This window comes from Phaeovulum sp. W22_SRMD_FR3, assembly GCF_052113705.1.
Lineage (GTDB): Bacteria > Pseudomonadota > Alphaproteobacteria > Rhodobacterales > Rhodobacteraceae > JBGQOG01.
Map to the genome: position 1 here is coordinate 1 of NZ_JBGQOG010000010.1, position 19,960 is coordinate 19,960.

Below are 19,960 nucleotides of genomic sequence, written 5' to 3' on the forward strand. Positions count from 1 at the left end.
GGCCCGAGATCGAGAACACGTCTTCGATCGGCATCAGGAACGGCTGGTCAACAGCGCGCTCCGGGGTCGGGATGTAGCTGTCAACCGCTTCCAGCAGCGCCCGGATCGACGATTCGCCGATTTCCGGACGGGTGCCGTTCATTGCGTGCAGCGCCGAACCCTTGATGATCGGAATGTCGTCGCCCGGGTAGTCGTAGGACGACAGCAGTTCGCGGATTTCCATCTCAACCAGTTCGATGAGCTCTTCGTCATCCACCTGGTCAACTTTGTTCATGTACACGACCATGTACGGAATGCCGACCTGACGGCCGAGCAGGATGTGCTCGCGCGTTTGCGGCATCGGGCCGTCAGCCGCGTTCACCACCAGGATCGCGCCGTCCATCTGTGCCGCACCGGTGATCATGTTCTTCACATAGTCAGCGTGGCCCGGGCAGTCGACGTGGGCGTAGTGACGGTTCGCCGTCTCATATTCCACGTGCGCCGTCGAGATGGTGATCCCGCGGGCTTTCTCTTCCGGCGCGCCGTCGATTTGGTCATATGCGCGGAATTCACCAAAGTATTTGGTGATCGCAGCGGTCAGCGTGGTTTTGCCGTGGTCAACGTGGCCAATCGTGCCGATGTTGACGTGCGGTTTGTTCCGTTCAAACTTTGCCTTTGCCATCGCGGGGGCGCCTCGTGGTTTGGGGGGGCCGCCGGGGCCCCGAGTGAGCATCGCGCGCTACCTATTTGCTGCCAGAAGAAAAATCAAGCCCGCTTGAGCGTATCCCTTGGCGGCAGGCGACGGGGGGCTATCTTGTGCGGCATGAACAGCGCATTCCCCCCTCCCCCCGCCGCCGCCCCGGCTGCGGTTCCCGCCCGCGCCGCCCTGGCCACCCGGCCGCTCGGCGTCTGGGGCAGCCTCAAGGTGGCGCAGCGTAACCTCTTGGGGCTGATCCCGGAAATCGCCACGCGGCAGCCGATGGTCTCGGGCTCGACCGGCAAACGCTGGCATATGGTGATGGACCCCGGCGCGCTCCGCCGCATCCTGAAAGACCGGGTTGAGGATTATCCGAAATCGGATGTGACCAAGCTGATCCTCGGCCCGGCCATTGGCGACAGCCTGTTTGTCGCCGAAGGCGCGCATTGGCGCTGGCAGCGCCGCGCCGCCGCCCCCGCCTTTGCCGCCCGCAATGTCGAGGCTTTGGCCCCGGTGATGACCGCCGCAGCGGAGGCCGCCAGTGCCCGGCTGCAGGTGCCCGCGGGCCGCGCGGTGAACCTTTACGATGAAATGGTCACCGCCACCTTCGAAGTGATCTCGGATGTCACCTTTTCCGGTGAGCCGGGCTTTGACCGCAGCGCCGTGCACCGCGCGATTGACGCCTATATCGCGCAGACGGCCAAGGTGTCGCTGCTCGACATTCTGGGCCTGCCCGGCTGGATCCCGCGACCGGGGCGGCTGCTGTCAGGCAGTGCTGTGCGCGACATGAAGCGGCTGGCGGATGCCGCGATCGACGGGCGCGGGGCGCAAACGCCGCATGCGACGCCGGATCTGCTGGACCTTCTGAATGGGGCCGAAGACCCCGAGACCAAACGGCAGATGAACCGGGCCGAGCTGCGCGACAACCTTCTCACCTTCATCGTGGCGGGGCATGAGACGACGGCGCTGACCCTCTCCTGGGCACTCTATCTCTGCGCTTTTGACCCGGCAGTGCAAGACGCCGCGCGGGCCGAGGCGCAGGCGGCCTTGGGTGATCGCGCCGCCACGGTGGAGGATCTGCCCGCCCTGCCGCTGACGCGCCGGATCATTGATGAGGCTTTGCGTCTCTATCCCCCCGCCGGGTTCCTCTCGCGCACCGCGCAGGCTGCCGACACGCTTTGTGGCCGCGACATCCGCCGGGGCGATACGGTGATGCTGCCGATTTATGCGCTGCACCGTCACCATCTCCTGTGGGAGGAACCCGATGCCTTCCGGCCCGACCGCTTTCTGACCGCGCCCGACCGTTATGCCTATCTGCCCTTTGGCGCGGGGCCGCGCATCTGCATCGGCGCGCATTTCGCGCTGCAAGAGGCGGTGATCATCCTCGCCACTTTGCTCGCCCGGCACCGCTTTGCCGCCATCCCCGGCCGCGCACCGGAACCCGAGCTGATTCTGACCCTGCGCCCCGCCGGGGGCATCTGGCTGACCATCACCCCCGCCTGACCCCTGCGGCCAAAGCAAAAGGCGCGGTCCGGGAACCGCGCCTTGTGTCTCTGATGCAGCCCCACCGCAGATCAGGTGAAGTGATTGTCCCGCGGGAAGCCGCGCGGCGCCATCCGGCCGGCGGTGGCCCGTTTGGCCAGCCATTCCTCCAGAACCGGCTCGGTCCGCGTGCGGCCCGCCGGATCTTTCCAGCTCAGCCCCGCCGCAAGGTTGAAGGTAATCGCATCGACCAGACCGCCATCCTTGTACTTTTGCAGTCGCACACCCTTGCCGCGCGACATCTCGGGCAGCTCTTCCAGCGCAAAGACCAGGAGTTTGCGGTTCTCGCCCACCACGGCCACATGATCGCCCGCCACCACACGGCAGACCTGCGTCCGCGCGCCGTCGCGCAGGTTCAGCACCTGTTTCCCGGCCCGGGTCTGCGCCACCAGCTCTTCCGAGGGCACGACGAAGCCATCGCCATCCGACGAGGCCAGCAGGTATTTCACCCCGGCGCGGTAAATCAGCAGATCGGCAATCTCCGCCTCGTTCGGCAGATCGACCATCAGCCGCACCGGCTCGCCCATGCCGCGACCGCCGGGCAGGTTGGCGCCCAGCACCGTGTAGAAACGGCCGTTGGAGCCGACGAGCAGGATTTTATCCGTCGTCTCGGCGTGGAAGACAAAGCGGCCCTCGTCACCATCCTTGAACTTGACCTCGGCGGTCAGGTTCTGATGGCCCTTCATTGCGCGGATCCAGCCCATTTTCGAGCAGATCACCGTGATCGGCTCGCGCTCGATCATCGCCTCGATCGGCACTTCCTCGACCACACCCGCCTCGGCAAAGCTGGTGCGGCGGGCGCCGCCGGGGGCATCCTTGCCGAAATCCTTGCGCACCTGTTTCAGCTGCGCCGCGATCCGCCGCCACTGCTCGCCCACATCCATCAGGAGGCCCATGAGGTCAGCGCGTTCGGCCATCAGCGCATCGCGCTCGTTACGCAGCTCCATCTCTTCCAGACGCCGCAAGGACCGCAGGCGCATGTTCAGAATGGCTTCGGCCTGCACATCGGTGAGGAAGGCCGCCTCGCCATCCACAACCGCCCAATTCTCGCTCATCAGCGCCGGTTTCGGCTCATCCTCGGTACGGATGATCTCGATCACTCGGTCGAGGTTGAGATAGGCGATGATATAGCCGTTCAGCACTTCCAGCCGATGCGCGATCTTGTCCAGCCGGTGCTGCGAGCGGCGCTGCAACACGTCGCGGCGGTGGTCGAGGAAGGCGCGCAGTACTTCTTTCAGGCTGCAGACCTTCGGTACCCGGCCGTCGATCAGCACGTTCATGTTCAGGCTGAAGCGGATCTCAAGATCCGAGTTGCGGAAGAGCATGCCCATCAGCATATCGGCATCAATGTTGCGCGCGCGAGGCTCCAGCACGATGCGCACATCGTCGGCGCTCTCGTCGCGGACATCGGCCAGAAGCGGTACCTTCTTGGTCTGGATCAGCTCAGCCAGACGCTCGATCAGTTTCGACTTCTGCACCTGATAGGGGATCTCGGTGACGACGATCTGCCACTGACCGCGCCCCAGATCCTCGATCGCCCAGCGCGCCCGCAGGCGGAAACTGCCGCGCCCGGTGCGGTAGGCCTCAAGGATATTCTCGCGCGGTTCCACCAGCACGCCGCCTGTCGGGAAATCCGGCCCCGGCACCAAAGCCACCAGATTTTCATCAGCACTGTCCGGGCGCTGGATCAGATGCAGACAGGCGCCGATCAGCTCATCCAGATTGTGCGGCGGAATGTTGGTCGCCATGCCCACAGCAATCCCGCTCGAGCCATTGGCGAGCAGGTTGGGGAAAGCGGCGGGCAGCACGATGGGTTCTTCCAGAGTGCCGTCATAGTTCGGACGGAAATCAACGGCGTTCTCCGCCAGCCCTTCCATCAGCGCCTCGGCGGCGCGGGTCAGCCGCGCCTCGGTATAGCGGCTGGCGGCCGGGTTATCGCCGTCGATATTGCCAAAGTTCCCCTGGCCGTCGACCAGCGGGTAGCGGACGTTGAAATCCTGCGCCAGCCGCGCCATCGCGTCATAAATCGCGGAATCGCCATGCGGGTGATAGTTGCCCATCACATCGCCGGAGATTTTCGCCGATTTCCGGAAGCCGCCCGTGGGGCTCAGCTTCAGCTCGCGCATCGCGAACAGAATGCGTCGGTGCACAGGTTTCAGCCCGTCGCGGGCATCGGGCAGGGCCCGGTGCATGATCGTTGACAGTGCATAGGTCAGATAGCGCTCACCGATGGCACGGCTGAGCGGTTCGGTATGCGTCGTCCCGGGGGTGTTTTCGATCTCTTCGGTCATGCCTTGGATGTAATGGCCCGACGCCGCCCGGTCCAGCGGGAAAAAGATACGGCCTTTTTCGACAGGTGGTCCGGTGGCGCAGCAGGCTTCAAGATGCTCTCACAGAAAAGTTATAAAATCAGCGGCAGGCTGCCGATGTGACGGAACTGAAGGGGTTTTGGCGACGTTAACACTGCACCAGACGAGGGGGCTATGGCCATGTTTCGCATGATCAAGTTGATCGCAATCACCGCAACGGGCCTGTATCTGGCGCTGCAGTTCGGGGCGGAAAACCGATACGAGACCGCTCAGGCCACCGCGCGGCCGGCCCCTGCCTCTGCCGCGACCTTTGGCGGCGATGCGGCGGGCGACACCCTAGGCACGCAGGCGGTCGCATCCCCGTCGATTTTGGGCGCGCGGCGGCAAAACACCGCGGAGGCCATGCTGATCCCGGCCAGCCTTGGCACCGGCGGCACCCACAGTGCAACGGCCGATGTCACTGTTCCCGAAGCCGCCCCCGCGCTCCGTCCCGAGCCGATGCCCGGCCCGCCGCTGAAACCCTCGCCCGAATACCGCCAGCGCGAGGCCGCGACGACTGAGGTGGCCCCCCCCGGCGAGGATGCAGATCTGCGCTTCATCACTGCAAACGGGCTAAACATCCGCGCAGGTTCCGGCACAGGCTATGCCATCATCGGCCGCGCCCGCCGCGGCGCAGAGGTGGCGGTTTTGGCCGAGACAGGGGGCTGGGCGCAGGTGCATCTGACCGCCTCGGGCACCGAAGGCTGGGTGGCGAGCAAATTCCTCGGCGCGACCGCGCCCTGATCCCGCGGCCACGCCCCGGCGGTTCCACAGGCCAGACATGTTGTCCCGTTGCGGCAGCGGCAAAAACCGCCTAGGCAACGGCGCAAAGAACATGAGGCCGCCATGCAGAAATCCATCCTGATCACCGGTTGCTCCTCGGGCATCGGTTACGATGCCGCCTTTGGGCTGAAAGCCGCAGGCTGGCGGGTCTTCGCCACCTGCCGCCGCCAGAGCGATTGCGAACGTCTGGAAGATGCCGGTCTGGAGAGCTTCCGCCTCGATATGGCCGATCCGGCCAGCATCCGCGAAGGGCTGGCCGAGGCGCTGCGGCGCACCGGCGGCACGCTGGATGCGCTGTACAACAACGCCGCCTTCGCCTGCCCCGGCGCGGTCGAAGACCTGCCCGCCGAAGCGCTGCGCGAGATTTTCGAGGTCAATCTCTTTGGTCTGCAGGATCTGACCAAACTGGTCATCCCGGTGATGCGGGCGCAGGGCCACGGGCGGATCCTCAATTGCTCCTCGGTGCTGGGCCTCGTCGGCATCCGTTGGCGCGGCGCCTATGTCGCCACCAAATTCGCGCTGGAAGGGCTGACCGACGTGCTGCGGCTGGAAATGTCGGATACGCCGATTAAGGTGGTGCTGATCGAGCCCGGCCCGATTGCCTCCAAGATCCGGGTCAATTCGATCCCGCATTTCGAGAAATGGATCGACTGGCAGAACAGCCCGCGGATTGAGCAATACCGCACGAGCCTGCTGAAGCGTCTCTATGAGCCGAGCGGCAAGGACCGGTTCCAGCTTCCCGCCAGCGCGGTCACTGCCAAGATCCTGACCGCCCTCACCGTGCCGAACCCGGCACCGCGCTATTATGTGACCACCCCCACCTATATCATGGGAATCGCGCGCCGCCTCTTGCCCAACCGCGCCCTCGATTGGCTGGCCGGGCTGGGCTGAGGCCGCGTGCCGCAGCCGATTTCGGCAAATATCCTTCGCTTTTCACGCCATGCCCGCTATCTCAGGGGCAACCTAGGGGGTTCCCATGCGCAATGATCCGGTGTTTTACGTCGTCGTCCTGGCCTGTTTCGCGGTTCTGGTCATCTTGATGATCGGCATCGGCAGCTTTGCCAAAGGCGGCGAGTTCAACCGAAAGTATTCCAACAAGATCATGCGCCTGCGCGTGGCGGCACAGGCCGTGGCCATCGGCCTGATCCTGCTGTTTGTCTGGCTGCGCAAAGGGTAAGGCACCATGGTTGTTCTGAACCGAATCTACACCCGCACCGGCGATGGCGGCGACACGGCTCTGGGCGATGGCGCCCGCGTGGCCAAACATTCGCTGCGCGTCACCGCCTATGGCACCGTGGATGAAACCAACGCCACCTTGGGCATGGCGAAACTCCATGCCGAAGGCGAGATGGCCGCCGCCCTCGCCCGCATCCAGAACGACCTCTTTGACCTCGGCGCTGATCTTTGCCGCCCGGCAATGGAAGAGGATGCCGCCGCGCCCTATCCGGTGCTGCGCATCCAGCCCGCCCAGACCGACCGTCTGGAGGCCGAGATTGACGCGATGAACGCCCGGCTGGAGCCTTTGCGCAGTTTCATCCTGCCCGGCGGCACCGCACTGTCGGCGCATCTGCACCTCTGCCGCACCGTTTCGCGCCGGGCCGAGCGCTGCACGGTCGAGCTGTCAACCGCAGAATCGGTCAACCCGGCGGCGATCAAATATCTAAACCGGTTGTCCGACTGGTTCTTTGTCGCCGCCCGGATTGCGAATGATGAGGGCCGCGCCGATGTGCTCTGGGTGCCCGGCGCCAACCGCTGACGCCGTTTCGCCGGGTTTCCCAGAGGCGAAAATCGGTCTGGAAAAATCAGCTTTTTGAAAACGTGGCGTCCTTTAGCGCTAGCGGGTCGATTTTGCGCTGTCCCCTTCGGAAACGCTCAGGTAACAAAATTGCCGAGAGCGTGAATTGCCGCCCCGACCGGGGCGCGAATGACCATAAGGAGACACTCGCCGATGAAGGTACTCGTACCCGTGAAGCGCGTGATTGACTATAACGTGAAAGTCCGCGTGAAGGCGGATGGCACGGGCGTCGATCTCGCCAACGTCAAGATGTCGATGAACCCGTTCGACGAGATCGCGGTGGAAGAGGCGATCCGGCTGAAGGAAAAAGGCGTGGTCACCGAGATCATCGCCGTCTCCGTCGGCGTGAAACAGGCGCAGGAAACCCTGCGCACCGCGCTGGCCATGGGCGCTGACCGCGCGATCCTGATCGAAGCCTCTTCGGATGTGCATCAGGACATCGAGCCGCTGGCCGTGGCGAAACTCCTGAAAGCCGTGGCCGAGGCCGAGGGCGCGGAGCTGATCATCGCCGGGAAACAGGCGATTGATAACGACATGAACGCCACCGGGCAGATGCTCGCGGCGCTGCTGGGCTGGTCTCAGGCGGCCTTCGCCTCGGAAGTGACAATTGCCGATGGCAAAGCCACGGTGACGCGCGAAGTGGACGGCGGTTTGCAGACCATTTCGGTGACGCTGCCCGCGATCATCACCGCCGATCTGCGGCTGAACGAGCCGCGCTATGCCTCGCTGCCCAATATCATGAAAGCCAAGAAAAAACCGCTCGAGGAGAAGACCCCCGGCGATTACGGCGTTGATGTGACCCCGCGTCTGACCGTGGTGAAAACCGTGGAACCGGCGGGCCGCAAGGCGGGCGTCAAGGTCGGCTCGGTCGATGAGCTGATCGCCAAACTCAAAGACGAAGCGGGGGTGCTCTGATGTCGGTTCTGCTGATTGCCGAAGTGAATGGCGCCGATCTGGCCCTCGATGCGACCGCGAAAGCCGTCTCGGCGGCAAAAGCCCTCGGCCCGGTGACGGTGCTGGTGGCGGGCGCCGGTGTGGCCGGGGCTGCGGCCACGGCGGCGACGCTGGCGGGCGTGGAAAAGGTGCTGGTCGCCGATGATGCCGCCTATGCGCATGGTCTGGCCGAGCCTCTGGCAGATTTGATCGTCAGCCTCGCAGGCGGCGTCACCCATATCCTCGCCCCCTCGACCGCCAGCGCCAAGAACGTGCTGCCGCGCGTGGCGGCCCTTCTCGATGTGATGGTGCTGTCGGATGTGACCGCGATCCTGGATGCGGACACTTTTGAGCGGCCGATCTATGCGGGCAATGCGATCCAGACGGTGACCTCTGCCGATCCGGTGAAGGTCGCCACGATCCGCACCGCAGGCTTTGAAGCGGCCGGTGCCGGTGGCTCCGCCCCGGTGGAAGCCGCAGCCGCGGCCGGTGACAAGGGCCTGAGCAGCTGGGTGGAAGACAAGGTTGCGTCGTCCGACCGGCCGGAACTGACCTCGGCGAAGATCGTCGTCTCGGGGGGCCGTGGCGTGGGCTCGGAGGCCGATTTCGCGATCATCGCGGCGCTCGCCGACAAACTCGGCGCGGCCGTCGGCGCCAGCCGTGCGGCGGTGGACAGCGGCTTTGCACCGAACGACTGGCAAGTGGGCCAGACGGGCAAAGTGGTGGCACCGGACCTTTATATCGCCTGCGGTATTTCGGGGGCGATCCAGCATTTGGCCGGGATGAAGGACTCGAAAGTCATCGTGGCGATCAACAAGGATGAAGAAGCACCGATCTTCCAGGTGGCCGATTACGGCCTGGTCGCGGATCTGTTCACCGCGGTGCCGGAGCTGACCTCGAAGCTCTGATGCCACCGCGGGCGGTCAGGTGGGGCCGCTCCGCGGGAGGTATTTCAGCCAAGAAGAAAGGAAAGGTCCGGGGGAAACCCCGGGCCTTTTTCGTGGATGGATCAGGCCAGCGCAGCTTTCAGCACGGTGGCGAGGGGCGTGGTCGGGCGGCCGATCAGCTTGCCGAGCGTACCGCTGGTGTCGCTGAGACCGCCTTTGGAGGCGCCGATGTCAGAATCCGCCAGCACCGCCGCGAAGGGCGCGGGCAGGCCGAAACCTTCAAGGGCTTTGGCATAATCCGCCTCGGCGAGGTTCTGATAGGCGACGGGTTTGCCGGAAAGATCCGTCAGAGTTGCCGCGAATTGTGCCATGGTGAAGCCGGTATCCCCGGCCAGTTCGTAGATCTTGCCCGCCTGATCCGGCGCGGTCAGCACCTCGGCGGCGGCCGCGGCGTAATCCGCCCGCGCTGCCGCATGGATCACACCGTCACCTGCAGCACCGATCACCACGCCATGGGCGACACCCGGCGCCACATTGCCGAGGTAGTTTTCAAGATACCAGCCGTTGCGCAGGAGAACATGGGGCAGGCCCGAGGCCGCAAGCGCCGCTTCGGTCGCGACATGTTCTTCGGCCAGCGCCAGAACCGACGTGTCAGCATGCAGGATGCTGGTGTAAGCCACGAGCTGGACGCCCGCCGCCTTGGCCGCGGCGATGACATTGGCGTGTTGCGCGGCGCGCTGGCCGACCTCGCTGGAGGAGATCAGCAAGAGCTTCTCCACCCCGGCCAGCGCGGCCTGCAAGGCGGCGGGATCCGTGTAGTCCCCCGCCCGCACCACATAGCCCGCGGCGGCCAGATCGGCGGCCTTCTCCGGACTGCGCACCAGCGCCACAATGTCCCCCGCCGGAACCTTTTGTGCCAGCGCTGCCAGCACCAGACGCCCAAGTTGGCCAGTGGCCCCTGTGACTGCGATCATCTTCTCTCTCCTGAATAAGCTTGTGCTGCATCTCTAGCGCATGTACTTACAAATCGTAAGTACGCACAAAAAGGTAAGCATGATGCGCGGAGATGAACCCCCGGCCGGACAAGGATCACTCGCCATGGCGATGGATCGGGGTCAGGTGTTTTCCGATCAATGCCCCTCGCGCGATGTGTTGCGGCATGTGACCAGCCGTTGGGGCGCGCTGACGCTGCTCGCGCTGTTGGCAGGCACGCAGCGGTTCTCGGACCTGCGGCGGCGGATCAAGGGGATCAGCGAGAAAATGCTGGCGGAAACCCTGCAGGCGCAGGAGGCGGATGGTTTCGTGCAGCGCATTGCGCATCCGGTGGTACCGCCGCATGTCGATTATGCGCTGACCCCGATGGGGCGCGAGATCGCGCAGCGTGTGGAGGGGATGACCGATTGGATCGAGGGGAATCTGCCGCGCATTCAGGCGGCGCAGGAGCAACACAAAGCCCAGCGCCGGCGCTGATCGCCCCCCCCACCGAATCGCAAAAGGCCCGGCGCAATGCCGGGCCTTTGAGGTTACGGGGTGGTGTCAGAGCAGGCGCTGCATCACCGGGGCAATGGCCTCGGCCACTTCCTGATGCACCATCGGCCCCGGCATGCCCGCCGCCGCAGGCTCTTCCATCGCGGCGAAATGCATGCCCGCCGTGCCCGCCGCCCGCGCCGCGGCCGAAGGCTCGACCCGGACCAGTTCAGCCGCAAAGGGCAACAATTCGTCGACCATCGCCTGATCCACCAGCAACGGATCCGGGCCCAGACGGTCGCGGTTGCCCGGCGCACGGTGATCGCCAAGCCAGAGCAGGATCACCCGGCCTTCAACCTTCTCCAGCAGCATTTTCATCCGTGCCACCCAGGCGGCGCGCAGTTCATCCACCACCAGATCAAACTTGTCCGGCGCCCGGTCTGCCAAGGCATGCAGCATGTGCCGGGTGAAGTTGAATTCGGTGAAATCCACCTCGCGGAACACCGCCTGCATCATCGACGAGGCGCGCAGGAAGCGGTCATTGCGGCGCGGATGCACCGCGTAGAAGCGGTTGGACATGTTCTGCGCGCCCATGAGTTGCACCACCGTCACCGCCGCCTTGCTGCAGGCCTCGGTGATCTCGGGCTCATTCACAAAGACATCCGTCCCCGCGTTCAGATACCCCAGATTGATGGTTGGTACGCCAATGCGCTGCTCTACCAGCGCGGGCCAGGGTTTCTGAATGAACTTGCCATAGGTCTCGGTGCCCCCCAGCGCCGCACAGAATGTCTGATCAAGATTACGCCTTGGCCCCCGAAACAACAGTTTCGATTTGCCGTAGCGACATGGAAAATAGTCAAGCGCCCCCGCGCCCTGATGCTCAAAAGCCATCGGTCCCACCTTTAATAGTCGACTCACCCGCGACCAAATTGCCGGACAAGCCTTGCCAAAGGGCTAAAGGAACAATGTGTTGAAATTTGCTTATACCTTGCGCCCCGCGCGCCCTGCCGCATATGGTCAGGGCAAGAACCAAAGGGGACGCGGATGGACATTCAATCGGTCGGAATCGTGGGTGCAGGCCAGATGGGGAATGGCATTGCCCATGTCTTCGCGCTGGCGGGATTTGATGTTCTTTTGAACGACATCAGCGCCGAAGGCCTGCAAAAGGCCGTCGCGATCATCGACCGCAACATCGAGCGCCAGGTCAGCCGTGGCAAGGTCAGCGCCGAGGACAAGGCGGTCGCCATGGCGCGGATCAGGACGACACTGTCGCTGCCCGATCTGGGGCAATGCGATCTGGTGATCGAAGCCGCCACCGAGCGGGAAACCGTGAAGCAAGCCATTTTTGAAGACCTGTTGCCGCATCTGAAGCCGACAACGATTCTCACCTCCAATACCTCGTCGATCTCGATCACCCGTCTGGCCAGCCGCACCGACCGGCCGGAGAAGTTCATGGGTTTTCACTTCATGAACCCGGTTCCGGTGATGCAGCTGGTCGAGCTGATCCGCGGCATCGCCACCAACACCGAGACCTATGAGGCGCTGCTGGCCGTCGTGAACAAGCTCGGCAAGACCGCGGCCTCTTCTGAGGATTTCCCCGCCTTCATCGTCAACCGCATCCTGATGCCGATGATCAACGAAGCGGTCTACACGCTTTATGAAGGTGTCGGCTCGGTCAAATCCATCGATGAATCGCTGAAGCTTGGCGCCAACCACCCGATGGGGCCGCTGGAACTGGCCGACTTCATCGGGCTCGACACCTGTCTGGCGATCATGAACGTGCTGCACGACGGGCTGGCCGATACCAAGTACCGCCCCTGCCCGCTGCTGACGAAATATGTGGAAGCGGGATGGCTTGGCCGCAAAACCGGCCGCGGCTTCTACGACTACCGCGGGGAGACGCCGGTGCCGACGCGCTGAGGCGCCGCCCGCTGCGGAAACGCCTTGCGCTTTGCCTGATCTGAAATTCCCCGCCGGAGGCTTCCACGGTCAGACCCGAAGCCTCCGGCGGGGATATTTGATCCGAAGCAAGCTCAGTCGCGCAGCGCCAATGTGTGCTCGCGCAACCAGGCCAGGAAACCACTGGCGTTTTTCAGCCCGTCGCGCATCTCATCGGGATAGATCGGATGACCGATCACCGGCTTTTGCGGCTTGTTCAGCGCGGCCTTGATCTCATGCAGCAACAGCCCCTGCCGCAGCGTCGCCGAGAGCTTGTTGGCGATGAGATAGAGCCGCGTGTTGTGGCCCGGGAAATACATCGGCAGCACGGCCGCGCCGGAGCGGGCCACCATCTTGGCGGTGAACGGGTTCCATTCCGCCTCGATCGCCGGGCCAAAGAGGGTCTCGGAGGCGGCGACCTTGCCCGCCGGGAACAGCACGATCACGCCACCCGCCTTCAGATGGCTCATGCATTCGTTGCGCATGGCGAGGCTTTCCTCGCGCGCATTGGCTTCATGCGGGAAGGGCACCGGGATCAGGAATTCCGCGATCTCGGGAATGCCCGTCAACAGAGAGCGCGTCAGAATCTTGTAATCCGTGCGCACCCGGCCGATCAGCTCGGCCATCACCATGCCATCCACCAGCCCATGCGGGTGGTTGGCCACCACAACGAGCGGGCCGGTGGCGGGGATGCGCGCGACCTGCTCATCCGGGGTCTGCACGTCGATCCCCATGATTTCCAGCGCCTGCGGCCAGAAGGGCTGCCCGAAAGGGGCGCCTTTACGCTCAAACTTGCGGATCAGATAGAGCAGTCGCGCCTTGGCCGTCAGCCATTCGATCACCCGGATCGAATTCGCTTTCCAGGGGTTGGTGAACGTCCCCGCATAGGACAGGCGCTTTTTGTCATAGGCCTTGCCATTTGCGCCAACCGCCCGGCCTGTTTCCGTCTCCGCCACGATGGGGGATTCCTTCCTGTCTGCGCCGCTCAGAAGTCTTCGCCGAATTTGTCGGCCACCAGCGCTTCGAGCGCATCCGCCAGCTTCTCGGCCTCGGGCCCGCTGGTGCGGACGTCAATAGAGGTTCCCCGCGAGGCTGCCAACATCAAAAGCCCCATGATCGAATCGCCCGAGACGCGCATGCCGTCCTTTTCCACCTCGGCGCGGGCATCATGCGCCTCCACCACTTCGACGAATCGCGCGGAGGCCCGCGCGTGCAGGCCCTTTTCATTCACGATCTTCAGTTGTCGTGTGCCAACCTGCATACCTGCTCCCAACGTCTCATCCGGCCTCAGATGCCGGCAGGATCCGCCGAGTAGCTGTTGATATACCGCCGCCCGGCGTCCAATGCCGCATCTACTGCTGGTTCTACCGCCAATTGGCGTGACTTTGCCAGCTTGATCAGCATCGGCAGATTGGCGCCATAGATAATCCGCCGGTTTGACGGCGCGCAGGCCAGCAGGCTCAGGTTGGAGGGAGAGCCCCCGAACATATCGGTGACCACCACCACACCCTGGCCCGCATCGACCGCATCGGCGGCCGCACAGATCTCGGCCTGTTTCTGGCTGCGGTCATGGTCTTCCTCGATGGTGATGGCGCGGATGCCGGTCTGCGGCCCCACAACATGTTCCACCGCCGCGAGATATTCGCGTGCCAATCCGCCATGTGCCACGATCACGATCCCGATCACGCGCCCGCTCCGACTAATGCCTGGGGCGCGACCTGCGCCCGGCGTTCCAATTCCCGGTGCCGTTTAGACACCTGCCATCCGGCCGCTGCAAGCGCTTTGGCCATATATTCCGTTACCGCTACCGAACGGTGCTGCCCGCCGGTGCAGCCAAAGCCGATCGACAGATGGCTTTTGCCTTCCGCGACATGTTCCGGCAAGACATAGAGCACAAGATCCATGACCCGCGCAACGAAACCGCCGTAGCGTTCATCACCCGCGACGTAGGCGGCCACGGCCTCATCGCGGCCGTCGAGCGCGCGCAGGTCCGGCACCCAATGCGGATTGGCCAGAAAGCGGCAGTCAAACATCAGATCGAGCCCGCGCGGCACGCCGCGTTTGTAGCTGAAACTGTGCAGGCTGACCGCCATGCTGCCCCCCTTGCCCGGTGCGAACCAACGCTCAATCTCGGCGCGGGCATCGTGCACGGACATGCCGGTGGTGTCGATCAGCACATCCGCCCGCGCCCGGATCGGGGCCAGCAGGTCAATCTCGGCGGCGATGCCCTGCGCGGGGGCTTCTTGTGGTGCGAGAGGGTGCCGCCGCCGGGTCTCGGAATAGCGGCGCACCAGCTCATCGGGGGCGCAATCCATATAGAGGACGTCCAGATCGGCCTCGGGCGCGCGGGTCAGCCGGTCGATCAATTCGATCAGATTGGCGGCGGAAAACTCGCGGTTGCGCACATCCACGCCCAGCGCCACGGGCCGGTTGATCGGCGGGCCGTCCATCAGCCGGGGGATCAGGCTCATCGGCAGATTGTCGATGGTCTCATAGCCAAGGTCTTCCAGCGTGTTGATCGCGGTCGAACGTCCGGCGCCCGAGGGGCCGGTGACCAGAACCAGACGTTGTACCTGCGGCAAGTCGCCCATGTTGTCCTCCGGCAGATCAGTCTGCCCGTCCTCCCTTAAGATATTGCATAATCCCGGCAGAAAAATGCCCCCTCGCGGAAGAGTGAGGCGCCAGAACCATCGGTAGCGTGACCTCAAGAACACGCATTTCCCGCCTGGGGGGCAGTCGCTCGGTTTCCGTTCGGTCGAGATCGATCACCAAGGCCAGCTTTGCCCCGCTCAGGGCCTTCGCCGACAGGATGCCGATTCCCCGGGCTTCGATCCTGCCGTGGATTGCTGCAGGTGCACAAGCCCAAACCGAGTCGCCTGTGGTGGCAGGCTGGCGGCGCAGGATTGTGCGGTCATCTGCTATCAGATCGGCACCCCAGGCCATAAACTCAAGGGCCAGTGACGATTTTCCACGGCCAGACGCCCCGAGGATCAAAATGCCGCACCCGGCAACCGCGACACAGCTCGCGTGCCAGATTTCTGCATCTGCATCATCTTGTTCGAGATCAGGCATCGCGGCTTATACCGGCAGCCCCACGACAAAGCGCGCGCCCAGCGGTTCGGAGGTGATATCGGCATCGGTCGGGCGGATGTTCTCGGCCCAGATCACCCCACCATGCGCTTCGACGATCTGCTTGGAGATCGCCAGCCCCAGACCGGAATGCTCGCCGAACTGGCCCACGGGGCGCTCGGAGTAGAACCGCTGAAACACCTTGGCCAGCGCCTGCTCAGGGATCCCCGGGCCGGTGTCTTCCACCACAACCAGCACGCGGTTCTCGCGTTTGCGCGCCCAGACCCGCACCGCATCGCCCTCTTCGCAAAAGGATACCGCATTGGTGATCAGGTTGACAAAAACCTGCGCCAGCCGCGCCTCAAGCCCGGTGATGCGGATCGGCGCCTTCGGCAGGTCGGTGATGAAATCCACCCCATGCTCGGCCGCCTGCGCGCCCAGATGGTCGGTCAGATTGCCGAGCATGTGGAGAAGGTCGAAATCCTCCTCCTCCTCGCGCACCAGCTCACTGTCCAGCCGTGAGGCGTTGGAGATGTCGCTCACCAGACGGTCCAGACGGCGCACATCATGGTCGATCACCTCCAAAAGCCGGGTCCGCTGATCCTCGCGCTTGGCCAGATGCAACGAGGCCACCGCCGAGCGCATGCTGGCCAGCGGGTTCTTGATCTCATGCGCCACATCGGCGGCAAATTGTTCATTGGCGTCGATGCGGTCATAGAGCGCCTCGACCATGCCGCGCAACGCCCCCGACAGGCGGCCAATCTCATCCGGCCGCGCCGTCAGATCGGGGATCCGCACCCGGCTGGGCGACATCTTGCGGGCGTTCTTGTCACGGCCAAGCTCCGCCGCCGCCGCCAGATCCGACAGCGGATTGGCGATGGTCGAGGCCAAGACCAGCGACAGGCCGATCGAGACGATGATGGCGATGACGAACATCTGCAGCACCTGCTCGCGCTCGACCCGCACCAGCTTGTCAATCTCGCCCGCGCCGGAGGTGATGCCGATGACCGCCACCACCTGACCATCCTGCCGCACCGGGGTTGCCACGGCAAAAATGGTTTCGCCCAGGGCATCATGCCCGGTGGAAATCTGGGTTTGGCCGTTCAGCGCCTCGGGCAGCAAGGGGCGCAGCACATCCTGCAGATCAAACTCCGGCCGCGCCACCGGCGCCGGCGACAGCCAGCCCGCCAGCCCGTCCCAGGCCCGGCTGAGCAGATCGGTGATCAGCGTCGTGCGATGATCCACCGCCAGCCCCACCACCGCCTCGTGGCTTTGATCCGGCAAAATGGCATCCGGCCCGTAGGTGCTGCCAATCAGGGTCTGGCGCGGGTCAAACAGGAACAGATCCGCCCCGTTCGGCAATTCCAGGCCCGAGATCGTCGCGCGCGCGTCCAGCCCGTCGCCCGCCGCCAGATTGACCGGCACGCCATGCGGCAATTGCGCCTCAAATACATCCGCCACCAGCTGGGCTTCGCTGATCAGGCCCTGCTCGCGCTGGATCACCAGACTGTCGCGGAACGGATTGAGGTAGAGCACCCCCGCCACCAGCACCACCATCGCCAACAGGTTGAAGGTGATGATCTTTCGCGCCAGCGGCGACCGGTTCAGCGCGATCAGCGGCCGACGCGCCCGGCTTTCGCGCAGGGCACTGTCGACGTAGCCATCCGGCCCGACCCAATCCTCGCCAAGGACCACATCCGAGTCTTTATCCGAACGGCTCTCCCGCATGCCGCTTGCCGCCACATCGCTCATTCTTCGTTGTATCGGTAGCCGATGCCATAGAGCGTCTCGATCGCGCCAAACTCATCATCGGCGGTGCGCATTTTCTTGCGCAGCCGTTTGATGTGGCTGTCGATGGTCCGGTCGTCGACATAGACTTGGTCGTCATAGGCGACATCCATCAGCTGATCGCGGCTTTTCACAAAGCCCGGACGTGTGGCCAGCGCCTGCAACAGCAGGAATTCGGTCACCGTCAGCGTTACCTCGCGACCCTTCCAGGTCACCGAATGCCGCAGCGGGTCCATCGTCAGCTGGCCGCGCACCATCACCTTGGTTTCTTCCGTCGTCGCCACCTCGCCGGTGGTGATCGCCTCCTGACGCCGCAGGAGCGCACGGATGCGCTCGACCAGCAGACGTTGCGAGAAGGGCTTTTTCACATAATCATCGGCGCCCATCCGCAGGCCCAGCACCTCGTCGATCTCATCATCTTTCGAGGTCAGGAAAATGATCGGAATCGAGGTCTTCTGCCGCAAGCGCTGCAACAGATCCATCCCGTCCATCCGGGGCATCTTGATGTCCAGCACGGCCATGTCCGGCATCCGCTTGGTGAAAGCCTCCAGCGCAGATTGGCCATCGTTATAGGTCTCGACCTCAAAGCCCTCAGCCTCGAGGGTCATTGATACGGAGGTCAGAATATTACGGTCGTCATCGACCAAGGCGATACGCGACATCGTGGGTTTCCTTGTTACTGCTCTGCCTTTGTTTTTTCAGCACTGTCCGCTTTCCCGCCCGCAGAATCAACCGGGATTAGCGAATCACCCTGCCGCAACAGCGTCATCAAACTCTGAATCGCCTAAGGTTTGACGAATTTACCCTGATGCGCCGAACTGGTTGCGCTAAACTTAAGATGGTTGCGCTAACGGAAGCAAACCCTTCTATTCCTTCATTTATCTGTCATGCTATAGGCGTCGCATCCCCCCTGCGAAAGGTCGGGATCGGTCCCCCAAGGCCCGGGGGCCGCCGCGAACCATGATCCGCCGATTACCGGCATCGGGAGCTTGAAGATGAATATTGGACGTGTGAACCCGGCGAACCGCCTGGAAGACCAAGGCATCAACGGCCTCGGCCATGTCTATTACAACCTGATCGAACCCGCCCTTGTCGAGGCGGCCGTCAAGCGTGGTGAAGGCGTGCTGGGCAAGGGCGGCGCACTCTATGCGACCACCGGCGCCCATACCGGCCGCTCGCCGAAGGACAAGTTCGTTGTGCGCACCCCCGCGGTCGAAGACAGCATCTGGTGGGAAAACAACGCCCCGATGACCCCGGCGGCCTTCGACGTTCTGCATGCCGATATGCTCGAGCATATGAAGGGCCGCGACTATTTCGTGCAGGATCTCTACGCCGGTGCCGATCCCGAGCTGCGCCTCGACGTGCGGGTGGTGACCGAGCTGGCCTGGCATGGCCTGTTCATCCGTCACCTGCTGCGCCGCCCCGAGGCCGCCGAACTGGCAAGCTTCGTGCCGGAATTCACCATCATCAACTGCCCGACCTTCAAGGCCGATCCGGCCCGTCACGGCTGCCGCACGGAGACGGTGATCGCGCTCAACTTCGACAAGAAGCTGATCCTGATCGGCAACACCGCCTATGCCGGTGAGAACAAGAAATCGGTCTTCACCCTCCTGAACTACATCCTGCCCGGCAAGGGCGTGATGCCGATGCATTGCTCGGCGAACCATGCCATCGGCGATGAGGAAGATACCGCAATCTTCTTCGGCCTCTCGGGCACCGGCAAAACCACGCTCTCGGCCGATCCGTCGCGCATCCTGATCGGTGATGACGAGCATGGCTGGTCGGACCGCGGCACCTTCAACTTCGAAGGCGGGTGCTACGCAAAAACCATCAACCTCAGCGCCGAGGCAGAGCCGGAAATCTACGCCACCTGCTCGAAATTCGGCACCGTGGTCGAAAACATGATCTACGACGCCGACACGCTGGAGCTGGATTTCGAGGATAACTCGATCACCGACAACATGCGCTGCGCCTATCCGCTCGACTATATCTCGAACGCATCCGGCAATTCGCTGGGCGGCAATCCGAAGAACATCGTGATGCTGACCTGCGATGCCTACGGCGTTCTGCCGCCGATCAGCCGCCTGACCCCGGCGCAGGCCATGTACCACTTCCTCTCCGGCTTCACCTCCAAGACGCCGGGCACCGAAGTGGGCGTGGTCGAGCCGACCCCGACCTTCTCGACCTGCTTCGGCGCCCCCTTCATGCCGCGCCGGCCGGAAGTCTACGGCAAACTGCTGCAAGAGAAGATCGCCAAGACCGGTGCAAACTGCTGGCTGGTGAACACCGGCTGGACCGGCGGCGCCTTTGGCACCGGCAAACGGATGCCGATCAAGGCCACGCGCGCCCTGCTGACCGCCGCCCTTGATGGCTCGCTCAGCGCGGTGCAGTTCCGCAAGGATCCGAACTTCGGCTTTGAGGTACCGGTTCTGGTGGCGGGCGTTGACACCACGCTGCTCGATCCGCGCGCAACCTGGGCCGACAAAGGCGCCTATGATGCGCAGGCCAAGAAACTGGTCGAGATGTTCTCGAACAATTTCGCGCAATATGTGCCCTATATCGATGCCGACGTGAAAGCCGCCGCCATCGGCTGAACCGCACCCTTGTTACGCCAATAGCGAAAGGCCGGAACTCAGGTTCCGGCCTTTTCATATTTCGGCGACGATCACACCGGATGCCGCATCACGGCGCGGCCCCTCCCGGCCGCGCGCCCGGAATGCACCGACGCCACGCG

Annotated in this window: 21 protein-coding genes; 10 read left to right on the forward strand and 11 right to left on the reverse strand. The window is 63.8% G+C overall.

Annotated features, from left to right (window positions below):
• Positions 1 to 661: GTP-binding protein (locus ACEN2S_RS13650; RefSeq protein ID WP_441866713.1), on the reverse strand; the 661-nt coding region annotated here is incomplete at its 3' end.
• Positions 662 to 802: 141 nt separating this feature from the next.
• Between ACEN2S_RS13650 and ACEN2S_RS13655 the strand changes: the two genes are divergently transcribed.
• Entirely contained in the window at positions 803 to 2,179 is a 1,377-nt protein-coding gene (locus ACEN2S_RS13655) for a cytochrome P450 (protein ID WP_441866714.1), read from the forward strand.
• A 71-nt stretch (positions 2,180 to 2,250) separates the two neighbouring features.
• Here the strand turns inward: ACEN2S_RS13655 and parC are convergent, their stop codons facing one another.
• A complete protein-coding gene (parC, locus tag ACEN2S_RS13660; protein WP_441866715.1) occupies positions 2,251 to 4,509 on the reverse strand; it encodes a DNA topoisomerase IV subunit A in 2,259 nt (752 codons plus the stop codon).
• Between the two features lie 192 nt (positions 4,510 to 4,701).
• Between parC and ACEN2S_RS13665 the strand changes: the two genes are divergently transcribed.
• The 6 genes from ACEN2S_RS13665 (at position 4,702) to ACEN2S_RS13690 (ending at position 8,985) form a co-directional block, all read left to right on the forward strand.
• Entirely contained in the window at positions 4,702 to 5,310 is a 609-nt protein-coding gene (locus ACEN2S_RS13665; RefSeq protein WP_441866716.1) for an SH3 domain-containing protein, read from the forward strand.
• A gap of 102 nt (positions 5,311 to 5,412) precedes the next feature.
• Entirely contained in the window at positions 5,413 to 6,240 is an 828-nt protein-coding gene (locus ACEN2S_RS13670; protein ID WP_441866717.1) for an SDR family NAD(P)-dependent oxidoreductase, read from the forward strand.
• Positions 6,241 to 6,325: 85 nt separating this feature from the next.
• The gene (locus tag ACEN2S_RS13675) at positions 6,326 to 6,526 is read left to right on the forward strand and encodes a twin transmembrane helix small protein (RefSeq protein ID WP_441866718.1); all 201 of its coding nucleotides are present in this window, start codon (positions 6,326 to 6,328) and stop codon (positions 6,524 to 6,526) included.
• A 6-nt stretch (positions 6,527 to 6,532) separates the two neighbouring features.
• A complete protein-coding gene (locus tag ACEN2S_RS13680; RefSeq protein WP_441866719.1) occupies positions 6,533 to 7,105 on the forward strand; it encodes a cob(I)yrinic acid a,c-diamide adenosyltransferase in 573 nt (190 codons plus the stop codon).
• Positions 7,106 to 7,297: 192 nt separating this feature from the next.
• The gene (locus tag ACEN2S_RS13685; RefSeq protein WP_441866720.1) at positions 7,298 to 8,059 is read left to right on the forward strand and encodes an electron transfer flavoprotein subunit beta/FixA family protein; all 762 of its coding nucleotides are present in this window, start codon (positions 7,298 to 7,300) and stop codon (positions 8,057 to 8,059) included.
• Positions 8,059 to 8,985 carry an electron transfer flavoprotein subunit alpha/FixB family protein gene (locus ACEN2S_RS13690; protein WP_441866721.1) on the forward strand — a complete coding sequence of 309 codons (927 nt, stop codon included), beginning with the start codon at positions 8,059 to 8,061 and terminating at the stop codon, positions 8,983 to 8,985. The genes ACEN2S_RS13685 and ACEN2S_RS13690 overlap by 1 nt, the downstream gene beginning before the upstream one ends.
• Positions 8,986 to 9,086: 101 nt before the next feature.
• Here the strand turns inward: ACEN2S_RS13690 and ACEN2S_RS13695 are convergent, their stop codons facing one another.
• Positions 9,087 to 9,938, reverse strand: a complete 852-nt coding sequence (locus tag ACEN2S_RS13695) for an SDR family oxidoreductase (RefSeq protein ID WP_441866722.1) — start codon at positions 9,936 to 9,938, stop codon at positions 9,087 to 9,089.
• 124 nt (positions 9,939 to 10,062) lie between these two features.
• Between ACEN2S_RS13695 and ACEN2S_RS13700 the strand changes: the two genes are divergently transcribed.
• On the forward strand, positions 10,063 to 10,434 hold the full coding sequence (locus ACEN2S_RS13700) for a winged helix-turn-helix transcriptional regulator (protein ID WP_441866723.1): 372 nt from the start codon (positions 10,063 to 10,065) through the stop codon (positions 10,432 to 10,434).
• Positions 10,435 to 10,500: 66 nt separating this feature from the next.
• On the opposite strand, the gene ACEN2S_RS13705 is transcribed toward ACEN2S_RS13700, so the two are convergent.
• Positions 10,501 to 11,322: a DUF6473 family protein gene (locus ACEN2S_RS13705; protein ID WP_441866724.1), complete on the reverse strand. Its 822-nt coding sequence runs from the start codon at positions 11,320 to 11,322 to the stop codon at positions 10,501 to 10,503.
• Between the two features lie 153 nt (positions 11,323 to 11,475).
• Between ACEN2S_RS13705 and ACEN2S_RS13710 the strand changes: the two genes are divergently transcribed.
• A complete protein-coding gene (locus ACEN2S_RS13710; protein WP_441866725.1) occupies positions 11,476 to 12,351 on the forward strand; it encodes a 3-hydroxybutyryl-CoA dehydrogenase in 876 nt (291 codons plus the stop codon).
• Between the two features lie 113 nt (positions 12,352 to 12,464).
• On the opposite strand, the gene ACEN2S_RS13715 is transcribed toward ACEN2S_RS13710, so the two are convergent.
• Genes ACEN2S_RS13715 through ACEN2S_RS13745 form a run of 7 tightly spaced genes read right to left on the reverse strand, consistent with a single transcriptional unit; the run spans position 12,465 to position 17,888 of the window.
• Entirely contained in the window at positions 12,465 to 13,325 is an 861-nt protein-coding gene (locus ACEN2S_RS13715; RefSeq protein ID WP_441866726.1) for a lysophospholipid acyltransferase family protein, read from the reverse strand.
• Positions 13,326 to 13,354: 29 nt separating this feature from the next.
• A complete protein-coding gene (locus tag ACEN2S_RS13720) occupies positions 13,355 to 13,630 on the reverse strand; it encodes an HPr family phosphocarrier protein (protein WP_441866727.1) in 276 nt (91 codons plus the stop codon).
• A 26-nt stretch (positions 13,631 to 13,656) separates the two neighbouring features.
• The gene (locus ACEN2S_RS13725; RefSeq protein WP_441866728.1) at positions 13,657 to 14,055 is read right to left on the reverse strand and encodes a PTS sugar transporter subunit IIA; all 399 of its coding nucleotides are present in this window, start codon (positions 14,053 to 14,055) and stop codon (positions 13,657 to 13,659) included.
• The gene (gene rapZ / locus ACEN2S_RS13730) at positions 14,052 to 14,960 is read right to left on the reverse strand and encodes an RNase adapter RapZ (RefSeq protein WP_441866729.1); all 909 of its coding nucleotides are present in this window, start codon (positions 14,958 to 14,960) and stop codon (positions 14,052 to 14,054) included. The genes ACEN2S_RS13725 and rapZ overlap by 4 nt, the downstream gene beginning before the upstream one ends.
• Positions 14,961 to 14,976: 16 nt before the next feature.
• On the reverse strand, positions 14,977 to 15,441 hold the full coding sequence (locus ACEN2S_RS13735; protein ID WP_441866730.1) for an HPr kinase/phosphorylase: 465 nt from the start codon (positions 15,439 to 15,441) through the stop codon (positions 14,977 to 14,979).
• Positions 15,442 to 15,447: 6 nt separating this feature from the next.
• The gene (locus ACEN2S_RS13740) at positions 15,448 to 17,166 is read right to left on the reverse strand and encodes a sensor N-terminal transmembrane domain-containing protein (protein WP_441866731.1); all 1,719 of its coding nucleotides are present in this window, start codon (positions 17,164 to 17,166) and stop codon (positions 15,448 to 15,450) included.
• Between the two features lie 20 nt (positions 17,167 to 17,186).
• Positions 17,187 to 17,888, reverse strand: coding sequence for a response regulator transcription factor (locus ACEN2S_RS13745; RefSeq protein WP_441866732.1), 702 nt, complete (start codon positions 17,886 to 17,888; stop codon positions 17,187 to 17,189).
• Positions 17,889 to 18,221: 333 nt separating this feature from the next.
• On the opposite strand from ACEN2S_RS13745, the gene ACEN2S_RS13750 reads away from it, so the two are divergent.
• Positions 18,222 to 19,820 carry a phosphoenolpyruvate carboxykinase gene (locus ACEN2S_RS13750; protein WP_441866733.1) on the forward strand — a complete coding sequence of 533 codons (1,599 nt, stop codon included), beginning with the start codon at positions 18,222 to 18,224 and terminating at the stop codon, positions 19,818 to 19,820.
• Positions 19,821 to 19,960 lie beyond the last annotated feature (140 nt).

Excerpts from the sequence above, each read along its gene's own strand:
- ACEN2S_RS13745 (WP_441866732.1), bottom strand. The coding sequence starts at position 17,888 with ATGTCGCGTATCGCCTTGGTCGATGACGACCGTAATATTCTGACCTCC.
- ACEN2S_RS13680 (WP_441866719.1), top strand. The coding sequence starts at position 6,533 with ATGGTTGTTCTGAACCGAATCTACACCCGCACCGGCGATGGCGGCGAC.
- ACEN2S_RS13710 (WP_441866725.1), top strand. The coding sequence starts at position 11,476 with ATGGACATTCAATCGGTCGGAATCGTGGGTGCAGGCCAGATGGGGAAT.
- ACEN2S_RS13750 (WP_441866733.1), top strand. The coding sequence starts at position 18,222 with ATGAATATTGGACGTGTGAACCCGGCGAACCGCCTGGAAGACCAAGGC.
- rapZ (WP_441866729.1), bottom strand. The coding sequence starts at position 14,960 with ATGGGCGACTTGCCGCAGGTACAACGTCTGGTTCTGGTCACCGGCCCC.
- ACEN2S_RS13740 (WP_441866731.1), bottom strand. The coding sequence starts at position 17,166 with ATGCGGGAGAGCCGTTCGGATAAAGACTCGGATGTGGTCCTTGGCGAG.
- ACEN2S_RS13665 (WP_441866716.1), top strand. The coding sequence starts at position 4,702 with ATGGCCATGTTTCGCATGATCAAGTTGATCGCAATCACCGCAACGGGC.
- ACEN2S_RS13700 (WP_441866723.1), top strand. The coding sequence starts at position 10,063 with ATGGCGATGGATCGGGGTCAGGTGTTTTCCGATCAATGCCCCTCGCGC.
- ACEN2S_RS13655 (WP_441866714.1), top strand. The coding sequence starts at position 803 with ATGAACAGCGCATTCCCCCCTCCCCCCGCCGCCGCCCCGGCTGCGGTT.
- ACEN2S_RS13720 (WP_441866727.1), bottom strand. The coding sequence starts at position 13,630 with ATGCAGGTTGGCACACGACAACTGAAGATCGTGAATGAAAAGGGCCTG.
- ACEN2S_RS13705 (WP_441866724.1), bottom strand. The coding sequence starts at position 11,322 with ATGGCTTTTGAGCATCAGGGCGCGGGGGCGCTTGACTATTTTCCATGT.
- ACEN2S_RS13685 (WP_441866720.1), top strand. The coding sequence starts at position 7,298 with ATGAAGGTACTCGTACCCGTGAAGCGCGTGATTGACTATAACGTGAAA.
- ACEN2S_RS13695 (WP_441866722.1), bottom strand. The coding sequence starts at position 9,938 with ATGATCGCAGTCACAGGGGCCACTGGCCAACTTGGGCGTCTGGTGCTG.
- ACEN2S_RS13735 (WP_441866730.1), bottom strand. The coding sequence starts at position 15,441 with ATGCCTGATCTCGAACAAGATGATGCAGATGCAGAAATCTGGCACGCG.
- parC (WP_441866715.1), bottom strand. The coding sequence starts at position 4,509 with ATGACCGAAGAGATCGAAAACACCCCCGGGACGACGCATACCGAACCG.
- ACEN2S_RS13690 (WP_441866721.1), top strand. The coding sequence starts at position 8,059 with ATGTCGGTTCTGCTGATTGCCGAAGTGAATGGCGCCGATCTGGCCCTC.
- ACEN2S_RS13670 (WP_441866717.1), top strand. The coding sequence starts at position 5,413 with ATGCAGAAATCCATCCTGATCACCGGTTGCTCCTCGGGCATCGGTTAC.
- ACEN2S_RS13675 (WP_441866718.1), top strand. The coding sequence starts at position 6,326 with ATGCGCAATGATCCGGTGTTTTACGTCGTCGTCCTGGCCTGTTTCGCG.